13 protein-coding genes are annotated in these 12921 nt (G+C 66.0%); 3 read left to right on the forward strand and 10 right to left on the reverse strand.

All coding sequences use genetic code 11. The annotated features are described in order from the left end of the window. The first annotated feature begins 263 nt into the window (after positions 1-263). A complete protein-coding gene (locus ACG0Z6_RS01060; RefSeq protein WP_394457977.1) occupies positions 264-752 on the forward strand; it encodes a GrpB family protein in 489 nt (162 codons plus the stop codon). A 205-nt stretch (positions 753-957) separates the two neighbouring features. Then, a complete protein-coding gene (locus ACG0Z6_RS01065) occupies positions 958-1320 on the forward strand; it encodes a DUF1304 domain-containing protein (RefSeq protein ID WP_394457981.1) in 363 nt (120 codons plus the stop codon). A gap of 158 nt (positions 1321-1478) precedes the next feature. Here the strand turns inward: ACG0Z6_RS01065 and ACG0Z6_RS01070 are convergent, their stop codons facing one another. The 4 genes from ACG0Z6_RS01070 to ACG0Z6_RS01085 all read right to left on the reverse strand — a co-directional run bounded on the left by ACG0Z6_RS01070 (position 1479) and on the right by ACG0Z6_RS01085 (position 6975). Further along, on the reverse strand, positions 1479-3650 hold the full coding sequence (locus tag ACG0Z6_RS01070; protein WP_394457983.1) for a C1 family peptidase: 2172 nt from the start codon (positions 3648-3650) through the stop codon (positions 1479-1481). A 110-nt stretch (positions 3651-3760) separates the two neighbouring features. Continuing rightward, complete coding sequence (locus ACG0Z6_RS01075; RefSeq protein WP_394457985.1) at positions 3761-5314, reverse strand: M48 family metalloprotease; 1554 nt, start codon at positions 5312-5314, stop codon at positions 3761-3763. 62 nt (positions 5315-5376) lie between these two features. Further along, a complete protein-coding gene (locus ACG0Z6_RS01080; RefSeq protein ID WP_394457988.1) occupies positions 5377-5979 on the reverse strand; it encodes a UPF0149 family protein in 603 nt (200 codons plus the stop codon). A 63-nt stretch (positions 5980-6042) separates the two neighbouring features. Further along, positions 6043-6975 carry a DUF808 domain-containing protein gene (locus tag ACG0Z6_RS01085; protein WP_394457991.1) on the reverse strand — a complete coding sequence of 311 codons (933 nt, stop codon included), beginning with the start codon at positions 6973-6975 and terminating at the stop codon, positions 6043-6045. A gap of 170 nt (positions 6976-7145) precedes the next feature. Between ACG0Z6_RS01085 and ACG0Z6_RS01090 the strand changes: the two genes are divergently transcribed. Further along, complete coding sequence (locus ACG0Z6_RS01090; protein ID WP_394457993.1) at positions 7146-7991, forward strand: transposase; 846 nt, start codon at positions 7146-7148, stop codon at positions 7989-7991. 73 nt (positions 7992-8064) lie between these two features. On the opposite strand, the gene ACG0Z6_RS01095 is transcribed toward ACG0Z6_RS01090, so the two are convergent. From ACG0Z6_RS01095 to ACG0Z6_RS01120, 6 genes are all read right to left on the reverse strand, one after another. Further along, positions 8065-8472, reverse strand: coding sequence for a hypothetical protein (locus ACG0Z6_RS01095; protein ID WP_394457995.1), 408 nt, complete (start codon positions 8470-8472; stop codon positions 8065-8067). A gap of 107 nt (positions 8473-8579) precedes the next feature. Continuing rightward, positions 8580-9953 (reverse strand): bifunctional UDP-N-acetylglucosamine diphosphorylase/glucosamine-1-phosphate N-acetyltransferase GlmU, encoded by a 1374-nt coding sequence (gene glmU, locus ACG0Z6_RS01100; protein ID WP_394457998.1) that lies wholly within the window; start codon positions 9951-9953, stop codon positions 8580-8582. Between the two features lie 33 nt (positions 9954-9986). Further along, a complete protein-coding gene (locus tag ACG0Z6_RS01105; RefSeq protein WP_394458001.1) occupies positions 9987-10631 on the reverse strand; it encodes a DUF4136 domain-containing protein in 645 nt (214 codons plus the stop codon). Positions 10632-10735: 104 nt separating this feature from the next. Further along, positions 10736-11677: a tRNA 2-thiocytidine(32) synthetase TtcA gene (gene ttcA / locus ACG0Z6_RS01110; protein ID WP_394458003.1), complete on the reverse strand. Its 942-nt coding sequence runs from the start codon at positions 11675-11677 to the stop codon at positions 10736-10738. Positions 11678-11699: 22 nt separating this feature from the next. Continuing rightward, positions 11700-12095, reverse strand: coding sequence for a dihydroneopterin aldolase (locus ACG0Z6_RS01115; protein WP_394458005.1), 396 nt, complete (start codon positions 12093-12095; stop codon positions 11700-11702). Between the two features lie 3 nt (positions 12096-12098). Further along, a complete protein-coding gene (locus tag ACG0Z6_RS01120) occupies positions 12099-12881 on the reverse strand; it encodes an SDR family oxidoreductase (protein WP_394458008.1) in 783 nt (260 codons plus the stop codon). Positions 12882-12921: the final 40 nt, after the last annotated feature.

The following is a 12921-nucleotide window of genomic DNA, read 5'->3' on the forward strand; positions in this document are numbered from 1 at the left end:
CTGAACAGAATTCGGGCGTTCGCGTGCGGTGGTGGCACTGAATCAGACAGACAGCATTTCTGGTGTCGGGCTTGTTGGAGCTATGTCGAGGCTGGACAGGGCGCCTACGAGCAGAAGTGCTGCCAGCGCGTGGTACAAAACTTGACTCAATGTGCCCGTCAGATGGGCTTCGAACTTACCCCCGCCCCCGCCCCCGCCGCCATCACATGAACGCTCTCAGCGTCAGAGCCGCATGGGCGGTGGAAGTTTCTTGAGAGGTTTTCATGCTCCTTTTAAAGCCCAGCGAATACCAAGCTGAAATTGCGGCACGCTTCGAAGACGTGCGCGCTGTAATCAGCACATGGGTTCCAGAGGGTCGAGTCGAGCATATTGGGTCTTCAGCCATTCCAGGCGCAGTCTCCAAAGGCGACCTGGACATTTGCCTCATCGTTCCGCTATCCGCTCATGCAGGCATCGTTTCACGGCTTATCACCCAGGGCTACCAGGAGCAGCAGGACACGCTTCGCACTCCAGAGCTTTGCATGCTCAATTCCCCAGCATCCGCGGCCGAGCACGCCATTCAACTGGTGGCGGCAGGCTCCGAATTCGAAGGGTTCGTCCAGTTCAGAGACGCTTTGCTTGCAAATCCCGCACTTGTTGAGGAATACAACGCGGTCAAGTCACAGTCTTCACACCTTGGCGCCGACGGCTATAGGGCGGCTAAATCTGCATTTATTGCCACCGTTCTGGCATCTATTAACGCAAAAACCTAGCCGTTCGTTCAGCCGGACTTGCAGCTGCGTTCGTGCGCAGGCCGTCATTTCATTCTCGGCCTGCTTCGTCTCTCTGTCGCAAGCCGGTTAACTCAAACTACAAGGGCTTCCCCTTCAAAACCCGCCGCCGTGGAAGGGGCAGGTCAGCACAACCTGCCGTCGCTCGCACTTTCTCTCACCATCTCAATACAAGGACAAGAACACCGTGGCAACTGCAGGCAATATCGTCGTAGCACTCGTCGGCCTGATTCACCTGTACATCCTTGTCCTTGAAATGTTTCTGTGGGACAAGCCGCAGGGAATGAAGGCATTCGGCCTCACTCCCCAGAAGGCAGCAGAGACCAAAGTACTTGGAGCGAACCAAGGGCTTTACAACGGCTTTCTCGCGGCAGGTCTGTTCTGGGGTCTCCTGCTCGGTGGTCCGCAGGGCTACAGCTTCAATGTCTTCTTTTTGAGCTGCGTCCTCGTAGCCGGGCTGTACGGTGCCGCCACCGCGAGCAGGCGGATCTTGTTTATTCAGGCCCTACCTGCTGCAATTGGCCTGCTTCTTGTGGTTGCAGGGCGGTAAGCAAGACCAAGAGTGCGGCCTCAACGGATAAGGCTAGGTCGCGCGAAGCTGCGACCTGAGCTGTTGGTTGGACAAGCCCGGTAAGACTGAGATGAGGGTGACCTGCGTACGGAATTTGTAGCCAATCAGGCGGTGAGTCTTGGGGATGTGTCGTCGCCTCAATAGTCGAGCTGCGCGATCTTGATGCGCTTGGGTTTGTCTGGGTCCAGGGCATAGCCCAGCGCGTCGCCTACCAGGTCCACGGCGTTGTCAAAGCAGCCGTGGCTGGCGCGGATGCTGCGCGCGCCGGTGCTCACCTCGCGCTCGCGCAGCACCAGTCGGCTGGCCCCGGCTGCTTCTTGCTGGGCCCAGAACTGCTGCCAGCGGCGCACATCGTCCATGCTGGCGCTGTTCCACAGCGCATCGGCCGCCTCGGGCTTGGCGGTGCTGGGATCGAAGGCTTTGTCCAGCCCCAGCAGCGGGGTTTTGTGCTGGTCTTCAAAGCTGCGGCTCACCAGGTAGAGCAGGGACTTGCGGTAGGGGCCCACGCTGTCGTCCAGCTCGTTGGCGTCTGACAGGACATGCAGCTGCCAGCGCCGCGCATCGAGCGTGCCCTTGGCCACGGCCGGGGCGTAGGTGTCGAGGGCAAAGCGCAGCGTGCAAGCTGGTGCAAAGTGGCGCAGGGTGCTGACCTTGAGCTTGACCTGGGTGAGTTCACCCAGCATGGCGCCCAGCAAGATGGCGCCGGCCGAATGGCCGATCAAATGCAGCTCCAGATCGGGCAGGTCTTGCGCCAGGCGGGCCAGCTGCTGCACCAGCATGCGCGTGCCGCCACCGTCCTGGGCGGCGCGCACGGCGTTGAGCTTCATCTGCGACCACATGGCGCCACCCGGGCCGCGCAGCAGGGGTTCGAGCAGGCGGTCGGTCTTGTCGGTGATGCGGTCCAGCCAGGAGCCCGAGGGCAGGCCTTCGGCGCGTTCCAGCCCGCGGCTTGAGAACTGCTCCTCGACCATGTCCGACAGTGTCTCCAGCGCACCTGAGCGCCAGGTCACGAAGAGCGGGTAGAGCCCGTTGTTCAGCGCGTAGGGCGCTACCGCGCGGATGCGCGCGATGGAGGCGCTCTCGCTGTTGAGCCCGCCGTGTGCGTAGAGCAGCAGCTTGCGGCAGCTGTTGGCCTTCAGCCAGGCTTTGGGGCGGGTGTAGCAGGCGGCTTCCACGGCCTGCAGCGCGGTTTCGGCGGTGATGTCGTTGCGCACCGGAAAGCCCCGGTCCAGCAGCAGGGTGTGGCGGTAGGCGCCGTCCACATCCAGCGGCTGCACGGCGCTGCGCACGTTGCGGTAGCGCTGGTCCACCGCATCGGCCTGGCCCAGCAGGGTGATGCCGCTGTTTTGCGGCGTGCCACCCCCCGTGCTGTGGTCCGCGCTGGGCAGGCTGAAGCGCGGCGAGCGTGCTGCACCCCCGCGCTGCGGGCGCGGCACGCCCAGGGTGAAGGCCCAGGCGTCCTGGCCGTTGCGCGCCCAGTCTTCGTAGGGCAGCACGGCAAAGCCGCAGCAGCCCCATTTCGGGCCCCAGGAGTTCTGCACCACAAAGCCGGTTTCGTTGTAGCCCACCAGCGCAAAGGCGTGGCCGCCGGGGCTTTGGGGTTTGTCAATGGCCGGGATGACTGGCAGATCCGCATGGCCGTTGAGCGGGTGTTTGACGCGCGGCAGCCACCAGCCCTCATGCACCGTGGCGCTCACATAAATGGCGCCGCACTCGCGTATGGCGGCCTGCATGTCCACCACCGAGCGGGCGTCCACCCGGTAGTACACGCCCAGGGTGCAGCGCAGCGCGTCTACATCCCAGTTGTGCTGGGGGTCGTTGGGCCGAGCGGGGTCTTCCAGCGGTGCGCAGGGCACGCGCTTGTTGTGCTTGTCGATCTTGTCGGGCCACAGCACTTCGCGGCACACGCCGTGGCGGTGCCAGCCTTTGAGGGCGCCGCGGCAGCTCGAGCCCTCGTAGTCCTCACCCGGCCACTCGTCGTAGACACGCGCCAGCTGGTAGAGCATGGCCGGGCTCACCCGATCGGTGTTTTGCGGCGCGCCGTGCGCCACCAGGTCTTGCACAAAGCGCAGGTAGTTCACCACCGAGGCCAAACCAAAGCCGGTGCAGGCCCCTTCCTCGCCCTGGTTCAGCACCATGCCGGCTTGGGCATAGGCGCCGAACCAGAGCTGGATTTCCTCGTCGCTGGGAAATTGCGAGCCCAAATTCCCCAAGCGCGGCCGGTAGGGCCGGTCACGCAAATCCAGCCGATCCGGCCGCGCGTCCAAGGTCAAACGGGCAGTACCGGCCTGCAGTTGTAAGCGTGGCATGAAAGTCCCCCTGAGCAGTCTTTATGCCCTGCATGCTAGAGCGCCGGGGCCGCCCAGGACACTGGCAAATTAGGGGGAGGCTGTTTGTGGGGGCGTGCCGCGAGGGGCGGCTACTGCAGGGCTTGCAGGGTCTTCACCCACTCGCCGGGCTTGGGTTCGGCTTGGGGGTCGGTGTGGCCGTAGCGGCCATTGATCAGGCGCAGCAGCTCGGGGGTGACGCCTTGCGGGGCGCTGCGAGCCAGCTCGGCAAAGCCTCCGCTGGGGTGGCGGCGCAGGGCCAGGCGCCAGGGCTTGGCCAGGTCCAGGTCGACGGCACTGGGGGGACGCAAGCTTTGTTCGGCGTCGTCCAGTGCGGCGCGCCAGGGGCCTTGGGCAGCGCGGCCGCTGCGGGCCAGGGCGTAGACCGCGCCGGTGGGGCTGCTCACCAGGGTCAGGGCCACGGGGCTGAGCTGCCCCTGGGCATCGCGGCGCATGCCAGAAAAGCGTGTGGCCGCCAGGCCGTTGAACTGCAGGGCTTGGCTGCGGCCTTGTTCGGCGCGCACCCAGCGGCGCAGGATGTCGTCGTGCTGGCGGCCTGCCTGGGGTGGCACGGCTTGCAGGATGAGTGCTGCTTGGCGGTCGGGGGCAACGATTTGCAGCTGCTCGGCGCCGTTGACGATGTGCCAGCCCTGCGGTGCGGTGAGCGCCAGCTTCAGCTCGGGGTGGATGAAGTGGCGGCCGCGCACCAGGCCTTGTTCGGCGCTGTCACCATAGATCAAGCCCTGGGTGGCTTGCAAAAAGCGCTGTTGGCCGTCGTCGGCTTTGCGCGCTTCGTCTGGAGGCAGGCGGCGCAGCGCGGCTTCGGTGTGGATGCGCGCCAGGCGCTCGTCGTTGCTGGGGTGGCTGGACAGCCAGCCGGGCGCTGGGGGTGGGGTTTGGCCTTGCGCGCGGGCCTGGTCGGCGGCGTAGCGCTCCTGGTCTTTGAGCACCTGGATCACGTCCACCATGTGCACCGCGTCGTAGCGGCTTTTGGCCAGGTATTCGGCGCCCAGGGCGTCGGCCTGCAGTTCCTGCTCGCGGCTGTAGTTGGCCACATGGCCAGCGGCCACACCTTGTGCGGTCTGGCCCAGCATTTCGGTGGCGCCGCCCACACCTCTGGCTTCAAGCACAGCGCCCAGCACCGTGGCGGCCAGCACGCCCAGGCCAGCGTCTTGCTGGCGGGTGGCGCGCTGTGCGCCGTGGCGGGCGGTGACGTGGCCGATCTCGTGCCCCAGCACGCCGGCCAGTTCGGCCTCGCTGTTGAGGTGGGCGAGGATGCCGCGCGTCACATACACATAGCCGCCGGGCAGGGCAAAGGCGTTGACCTCGGCGCTGTCCAGCACGGTGAAGTGCCAGTCCAGCTCCGGCCGGTGGGACTGCGCTGCAAGCTTTTTGCCCAGGGCCTGCACATAGGCCTGCAGCGGCTCGTTGGCCAGGCGCGGGGTTTCTTTGAGCACCTCGGCATGGGCCTGGCGCCCGGTCTGCACTTCTTGCGCCTCGCTCATGGCGCTGCGCTCGGCCTGGCCGGTGACGGGGTTGAACACCGTGGTGCCGCAGCCGCCTAGCAGCAGCGTGACGGACAGCGCCAGCCACAGCGGCAGGCGTTGGACGAAGGCGGAGGTGGGGCGGGAGCGGCGCATGCTCATGTCAACGCAGCGTCATGGTTTTGGGTTGGCAGGCCCCCCGTCTTGCGGGGGGCGGAAGGGGCTCACTGGCCGCGCAGGGCCCACAGGGTGAGCACGCTCTCGGGCACTTCGCGGCTGAGGGCGTCGCGGTAGTGCAGGTCTTCGAGCTGCGCGCGCTGCTCGGCATCGAGCCCGCTGTCGTCGCCGCCCAAGAGGGCGATGGGGGCCAGGGCGGCGGCTGTTTTGGTGCGCTCGAACAGGGGCACCCAGGCGTCACCGTCCAGGTCCACGCCCAGCATGAAGCCGATGCACCAGTCCTCGGCGTCCACCAGCTGCAGGGCCTCTTCCTGCGCCACGCTGAAGATGGGTTCCCACTCCTGCGCGCGCTGCGTCAGTTGCACGGCCAGGCTGTGCACGTGGCGCAGCACCAAGAGCACCACGCGCTTGCGCTGCTTGCCGCTGGGGAAGGGGTCGCCACCGCCCCAGACGGCGGGAATCCAGTCCGCACCCGCGCGCCCGGCCAGGGCCTGGGGCGACAGCAGCAGGGCGCAGAGGTAGCCGTCCATGGCCTCGATGTTCATGGCGCCGTCGGGCAGCGCCGCCAAGATCGCGTCCAGCTCCTGCAATTCGGCCTCGCTCAGGGGCAAATCGTCGGCGGACTCGGGGGTGTAAGCAGGGAAATTCATGGCGGACTGCGGCAGAAGGAGCACAAAGGGCGGCAAGCGTAGCAGCTTCGGCCGCCCTTGGCGCTATGCGGCCCGTCCTGCGGGCCGATTCAGGGCGGTCTTGAGCTTGTGGCCCAGAGCCAGCAGGGCCACAAGCAGCACACCGGCCGCCAGGCCCACCAGGCCGTCCAGTGCCATGCCACTCACACCTTGCGCCCAGCCGGGCAGGCCCGCGCTGAGGGCCACCAAGGCATGGTGCAGGGCGGGCAGGCCGTGCGTCAGGATGCCGCCGCCGACCAGGAACATGGCCACCGTGCCCGCCACAGACAGGGTGCGCATGAGCAGTGGCGCTGCGGCCAGGATGGCGCGCCCAAAGCCCTGGGCCAGGCGGCTGGCGCGGCGGCTCAGGGCCAGGCCCGCGTCGTCGAGTTTCACAATGCCGCCGACCAGGCCGTAGACCCCAATCGTCATCACCACAGCCATGCCGCACAGCACCATCACGCGGGTCATGAAGGGCGCGTCGGCCACCGTTCCCAGGGTGATGGCGATGATTTCGGCGGAGAGGATGAAATCGGTGCGAATGGCGCCGCGGATCTTGTCGCGCTCGGTTTCGACCCCATCCCCTCCCCCTTGATCGGGCGGGTTGGTGCTGGCTTCCGACTTTTGGGGGGGTGGCGCTTCGTGCGAAAACCAGCGATGCACGAGTTTTTCGGCGCCCTCAAAGCACAAATAGGCCCCGCCCAGCATGAGAAGTGGCGTCACCGCCCAGGGTGCAATAGCGCTGATGACCAGGGCCAGGGGCACCAGAATGGCCTTGTTCAGCAGTGAACCCTTGGCCACGGCCCACACCACGGGCAGTTCGCGGTCGGCGGCCACACCGCTGACTTGTTGGGCGTTGAGCGCCAGATCGTCGCCCAGCACACCGCTGGTTTTTTTGGCGGCGGCTTTGGAGAGCAGGGCCACATCGTCCAGGACGGTGGTGATGTCGTCGAGCAGAGCAAGCAAGCTGGTGGCCATGGGCGTGCGGAGGTGCAAAAGGGGTGGGTTTTACATCAATACGCTTGTTGGTTTGTGGTCTTGTCAAGGGGCAGGGCATCCCTTGTTGCAATTTGAATACTCCCCCTAGCCGAGGGGCCACGCATTGACCTCCCTTGTATTTCGGATGCGTCTGACCTAACTTGGTTCTCATGGTGAGGCCACTCAGAATTGAATACCCGGGCGCCGTGTACTTCGTCAGCTCGAAGGCAGATTTCCCTGTCTTTGCAGACGACCAAGACCGGAGCACTTTGCTCAACCTTATGGCGCAGGCGGCGCAGCGCTTTGATGCGCAGGTCCTGGCCTATTGCTTAGGACACGAGCACTACGAGCTGCTGCTGTTCACGCGGCATGCCAACCTCTCGCGCCTGATGCGCCACCTCAACGGGGTGTACACGCAGGCCTTCAACCGTCGCCAATCTCGCGCTGGGCAACTTTTCCATGGCCGCTTCAAAGCGGTGGTGGTGGAGCGTGAGACGCAGCTGCTGGACGCTTGCCGCTACATCGACATGGGTGCGGCGCGCTGGGGCGAGGTGGATGCGCCTGCCAACTGGATGTGGTCGAGCTTCCGTGCCCATGCGGGCTTGGATGAGGCGCCGCCTTGGCTGGATTGCGAGGGCTTGTGGTCCTACGTCGCCGACGTCCATGTGCAAAGCGCTGCTGAGCGGCGCCGCGCGGCACAGCGCTACACGCGCTTGGTGCACTCAGACCCTGAGCTCAACATCTTGCCGCGCATCCGCCACCAGGTGTTTTTGGGCAGCGATGAGTTCATCCAGGAATTGCGCGACCTGGGCCGTACGCAGCCGCGTGCGCCCTCGAGCCGCCCTTGGAAGGACTGGCTCAAGGAAGCCCAGGGCGACCGTGAACGCGCGCTCTACAACGCCCACACTGTGGGTGGGGTGTCGATGTCGGACTTGGCGCAGGAGCTGGACTTGTCCATCTCGCGCGTCAGCCGTTTGATCTCGGCCTACGAGCGCAAGCAAGAGCTGGTGACCTGATATCGCACCTTGGGGGTGCGCGTCATGCGCGCCCTCACGGCTTGCCTGACAGCGCCTTGTTGAAGGCAGGGTGTCAGTGCAGCGAGCGCGGCGCCTGCGCCGGTGGTGCTGGGTTGTCGCGGTCGCTTTGCTCGTCCCACACGGCTTCCACGCGGCTGCGCGCGCTTTGCAGCTGCTCGCACAGCTGATGCAGGTGGGCGGCGTCGGTGCCGGCGGCGCTGACCTCGTCCACGCTCAGGTCTGGTGGCAGGTCGGCCATGGCGCCCAGCAAGTCGAAGAGAAAGCCCAGGTCCGTGGTTTCGCTGCGTTGTTGGCGGGCCAGCCCCAGGCTGCGGCACAAATACCAGCAGGCCTGCGCCGCGTCCTCGCAAGGCAAGGAGGCATTGGCCGCAACCTGTGTGGAGGCGGCAGTGTCGGCCCGCTCCTCCCCAGTGCTGGGGCTGGATTGCGGGTCGTTGGCGTACGGCAAAGGCTTGGACACGGGACTCAGTGTGGCACGCTTCAGGGCGCAAGCCCAGTGTTTCTTCTCACACGCCCACGCGGGTGGTGGGCGGATTTGAGGGTATTTCCTGGGCTTGGCCGGAGCCTTCAGCGCTTTTTGCTGGGCCGTTGCCAGCCGCTCAAGGCCACTTGTTTGCCGCGCGCCACGGCCAAATCGCCGGGGGCAACGTCTTTGGTGATGGTGGAGCCGCCGCCCACCGTGGCGCCCGCCCCCAGGGTGACGGGTGCCACCAGCACGCAGTTGGAGCCCACGTGCACATCGTCGCCAATGGTGGTGCGGTGCTTGTTGGCGCCGTCGTAGTTGGCGGTGATCGAGCCCGCGCCGTAGTTCACCCGCTCGCCCACGCTGGCGTCACCCAGATAGGCCAGGTGGTTGGCTTTGGCGCCGCGCGCCAGGGTGGCGTTCTTCACTTCCACGAAGTTGCCAATGTGCACCTCGGCGCCGAGCTGGGCACCCGGGCGCAGCCGCGCGAAGGGGCCGATGAGCGCGCCTTCGCCCACGGTGACGCCTGCGGCCTCACCGTCGATGTGGGTGAACTCGTGAATGCGCGCGCCTGCGGCAATGCGGGCGTTGCGGATGACGCAGTTGGCGCCGATGCGCACACCCTCGCCCAGCTCGACCTGGCCTTCGAACACGCAGTTGACGTCGATCTCCACATCCTGGGCGCAGCGCAGCTGGCCGCGCAGGTCAAAGCGCGCGGGGTCGGCCAGGCGCACGCCGGCTTCCATGAGCTGCTGGGCTTGCTCGGCCTGGAACAGCCGCTCCAGCGCGGCGAGCTGGCTGGGGCTGTTGACGCCCAGGACCTCGCTTTCGCGCTCGGTCTTGAGCCCCAAAACGGGCACACCCTCGGCCACGGCCATGGCCACGATGTCGGTCAGGTAGTACTCCTGCTGGGCGTTTTGATTGTTCAGGGCCATGACCCAGCGCTTGAGCAAGGCTGTGGGCGCGGCCATGACGCCGGTGTAGCACTCGCGGATCTCGCGCTGGGCGGGGCTGGCGTCTTTGTGCTCGACGATGGCCTGCACGGCCTGGCCTTCACGCACGATGCGGCCATAGCCGCTGGGGTCGCTGTAGTCGATGGTCAAGAGCACCAGCGCGCGGCCGTCGCAGGCCTGCACCAGGCGCGCGGTGGTCTCGGCGGTGATGAGGGGCGTGTCGCCGCTGAGGATGAGGGTGCTGCCCTCGTCGTTCAACACCGGCACGGCCTGCTGGATGGCGTGGCCCGTGCCCAGCTGCGGCATCTGGCGCACAAAGCTCGCGCCGCTGCTGCTCAGCGCCGCTTCCACCTGCTCGGCGCCATGGCCGGTGATGATGATGCGCTGCTGCGCGGCCAGAGCGGCCGTGCGGTCCAGTACATGCTGCACCAGGCTGCGCCCGGCCAGTTTTTGCAGCACTTTGGGCAGGGCCGATTTCATGCGGGTGCCTTTGCCCGCGGCCATGACAACGATGTTCAGCGCCATATGGAGGTTCAAACGAGTAGAGGTGGTGTCGGGTTAGGGCTGCGCCGGTGCCGCAACCAGGGGCAGGCGCACGCGGTGAACGTCGGGCCGGGTGCGCGGGAAGTCTGAGAGCGCGGCCACCAAGAGTGTGCGCAGCAGCTCGCTGTCGCCGGGGTTGAAGCCATCGCTGCTGGCGCGTGCTTCATAGAGCGGCTCGCTGGTGGTGCGGTCGCGCAGCAGCAGGGCTACGGAGCGCTCATAGCGGCTGTCCAGCATGGGGTCCCAGCCATAGGGTGTACGCCGCGGGTAGTAGGGTTGCCAGTAGCCGCGGCGCCATTCGTAATAGGAGCTGCGGCCGCGCCACCACAGCGGGTCATCCCAAGGGGCAGGGTCGGTGCGTGAGACGCGCGCGCCGACCGAGACCAGCACGTCGGCCTCCTTGGCGTCGGCCACGGGCTTGAAGCCCGCGCGCTCCAGTGCAACGCTGGCGGCCTGCTCCAGCGCTTGCTGGTTGCTGTCGGGGTTTTGCTGCGAGGGCAGACGATCAAACGCGTAGCGCCCGGGCGAGCGCCCACTGGGCCAGCTGCCAAAGCTTTGCGCATCGACACTGATTTGCGACAAGGTGGCGCAGCCACCCAGGCTCAGCACCGCAGCGGCGCTGGCCAAAGCCAAAAGACTGTGACGGCGGTTCATGGACATGGTGTAACTCCAATGGGGCAACAGCAAGTGGCCCAAAACGGGCCGCCGAGGTGCCGCCTAGCGTAACGCATGGACCCCCTGGCGCGAGGACGCAGCGATAGGGCTCAGTCGCCTTCTCGCACCATGCGGATCACGCTGCTGGGTGCGGGCTCGCCGCAGTGCTCTTCTTCGTCAAAGGCGATATCGCCATCGGCCACTGGCGCACCCGTGGCGCGAATGGTTTCGAAGGGGAAGAGCTTGCGGTCCATCATGTGCGAGGTCACGATATTGCCCATGGCCGTGAACATATTGTCGACACGGCCGGGGAACTTCTTGTCCCAGTCCTGCAGCATGGCCTTGACGGTGGCGCGTTGCAGGTTTTCCTGGCTGCCGCACAGATTGCAGGGAATGATGGGGAACTCGCGGTGCTGGGCCCATTGCGCCAGATCGCTCTCGCGCACATAGGCCAGCGGGCGGATCACCACGTTTTGCCCATCGTCGCTGACGAGCTTGGGCGGCATGCCCTTCATGCGGCTGCCAAAGAACATGTTCAGCAGCAGCGTGGTGACGATGTCGTCGCGGTGGTGGCCCAGCGCAATCTTGGTCGCGCCCAGCTCCTTGGCCACGCGGTAGAGGATGCCGCGGCGCAGGCGCGAGCACAGGCTGCAGGTGGTCTTGCCCTCGGGCACCAGGCGCTTGACGATGGAGTAGGTGTCCTGCGTCTCGATGTGGAAATCCACGCCGATGCTCTTGAGGTACTCAGGCAGCACATGGTCAGGAAAGCCCGGCTGCTTCTGGTCCAGATTGACCGCCACGATCTCGAACTTGATGGGCGCGCGCTGCTGCAGATTGCGCAGCACGTCCAGCAGCGAGTAGCTGTCCTTGCCCCCGGAGAGGCACACCATGACCTTGTCGCCGTCTTCGATCATGTTGAAGTCGGCAATCGCTTGTCCCACCAAGCGGTGCAGCCGCTTGGAGAGTTTGTTCATCTCGTGCTGGTGTTTCTTTTCGGCGGCGTCAGCGGCGGCTGCGGGGCTCAGGGCGTCGGCGGGAGGCGTGGCGTTCATGGCAATACGGCAGACCTGGGGCTCAGGTGGACTTGAGGGCAAACACTTCAACACCGACCGACTCGCAGTCCGGGTAGACATCGGGCTTTTCGGTGGAAACCTTGGCAGCTTTGACCCGCGGGTGGGCCAGCATCAGGCGCAGCACGTCGTCGCACAGGGTTTCTTGCAGGTGGATATGCCCCTGGCTGACGCGCTCGGCAATGGTGCGGCGGATGAAGTCGTAGTCCACCACCTCGTCGAGCTCATCGCGCTGCGGCGTGGAGCTGGACAGAGGGATGTAGAGGTCGACGTTGATCAGGATGCGTTGCTCTCCGCGCTTTTCGAAGTCGTGCACGCCGATGTTGATCCACACCTCGTAGTTGCGCAAAAAGAGCCGCCGGCAGTCGATCAGGGCGGGATGGGAGAGTGCGGCTGGCATAAATCAGGAGGTGGGTTGAGGGTCAGGGGTCAGAAACAGCACATCACGGGGCTGGGCAGCGAGGTGTTGCCCACCGTCGACCAGCAGCGTGCTGCCGGTGATGGCCGGAGATTCCAGCATGAAGGCCACCGCACGCGCGATGTCCTCGGGGGTTGAAGAACGGCCCAGCGGCGTGAGTTGGTGCGCGGCCTGGAATTGCGCCGCAGTCATGGGGCCCGAAGGCAGGCTCACCCCGGGTGCAACACCGCACACACGCACCCACGGCGCCAGCCCTTGGGCCAGCAGCGTGGTGGCCGCTTCGAGCGCGGCCTTGGAGAGGGTGTAGGAGAGGTGGTCTGGGTTTGGGTTCCAGAGCTTTTGGTCCGAGATGTTGACCACGCAGCCCTGGCGCTGGGCGCCCTGGCAATGCGCATGCAACTGGCGCGACAGCAGCAGCGCGGGCAGGGTGTTGGCCCGCCAATGCCGGTCCAGCGACGCGGCGCTGGCGCTGAACACGGTGTCGTGCTCGAACAGCGAGGCGTTGTTCACCACCGCGTCCCAGCGCCCGAACTGCGCCAGCACGGCCGCACCCAGGCCCAGGCAGGCGGCCTCGTCGCCGAGGTCGGCCTGGAACACGGCGGCCTCACAGCCTTGGCTTTGCAATTGGGCCTGCAGCGCCTGCGCGTCGTCCAGCGAGGTGTGGCAGTGCAGGGCCAGCCGCCAGCCGCGGGCAGCCAGGGTTTGGGCGATCTGGCGTCCGATACGGCGCGCCGCGCCAGTGACAAGGACGACAGGAGCTGCGGTCATGAGCAGGGTTTTGGGCAGTGGGAGGCGGGCGATTATCTCA

Origin of the sequence: Roseateles rivi (genome assembly GCF_043555845.1) — a bacterium.
Lineage (GTDB): Bacteria > Pseudomonadota > Gammaproteobacteria > Burkholderiales > Burkholderiaceae_C > Roseateles > Roseateles rivi.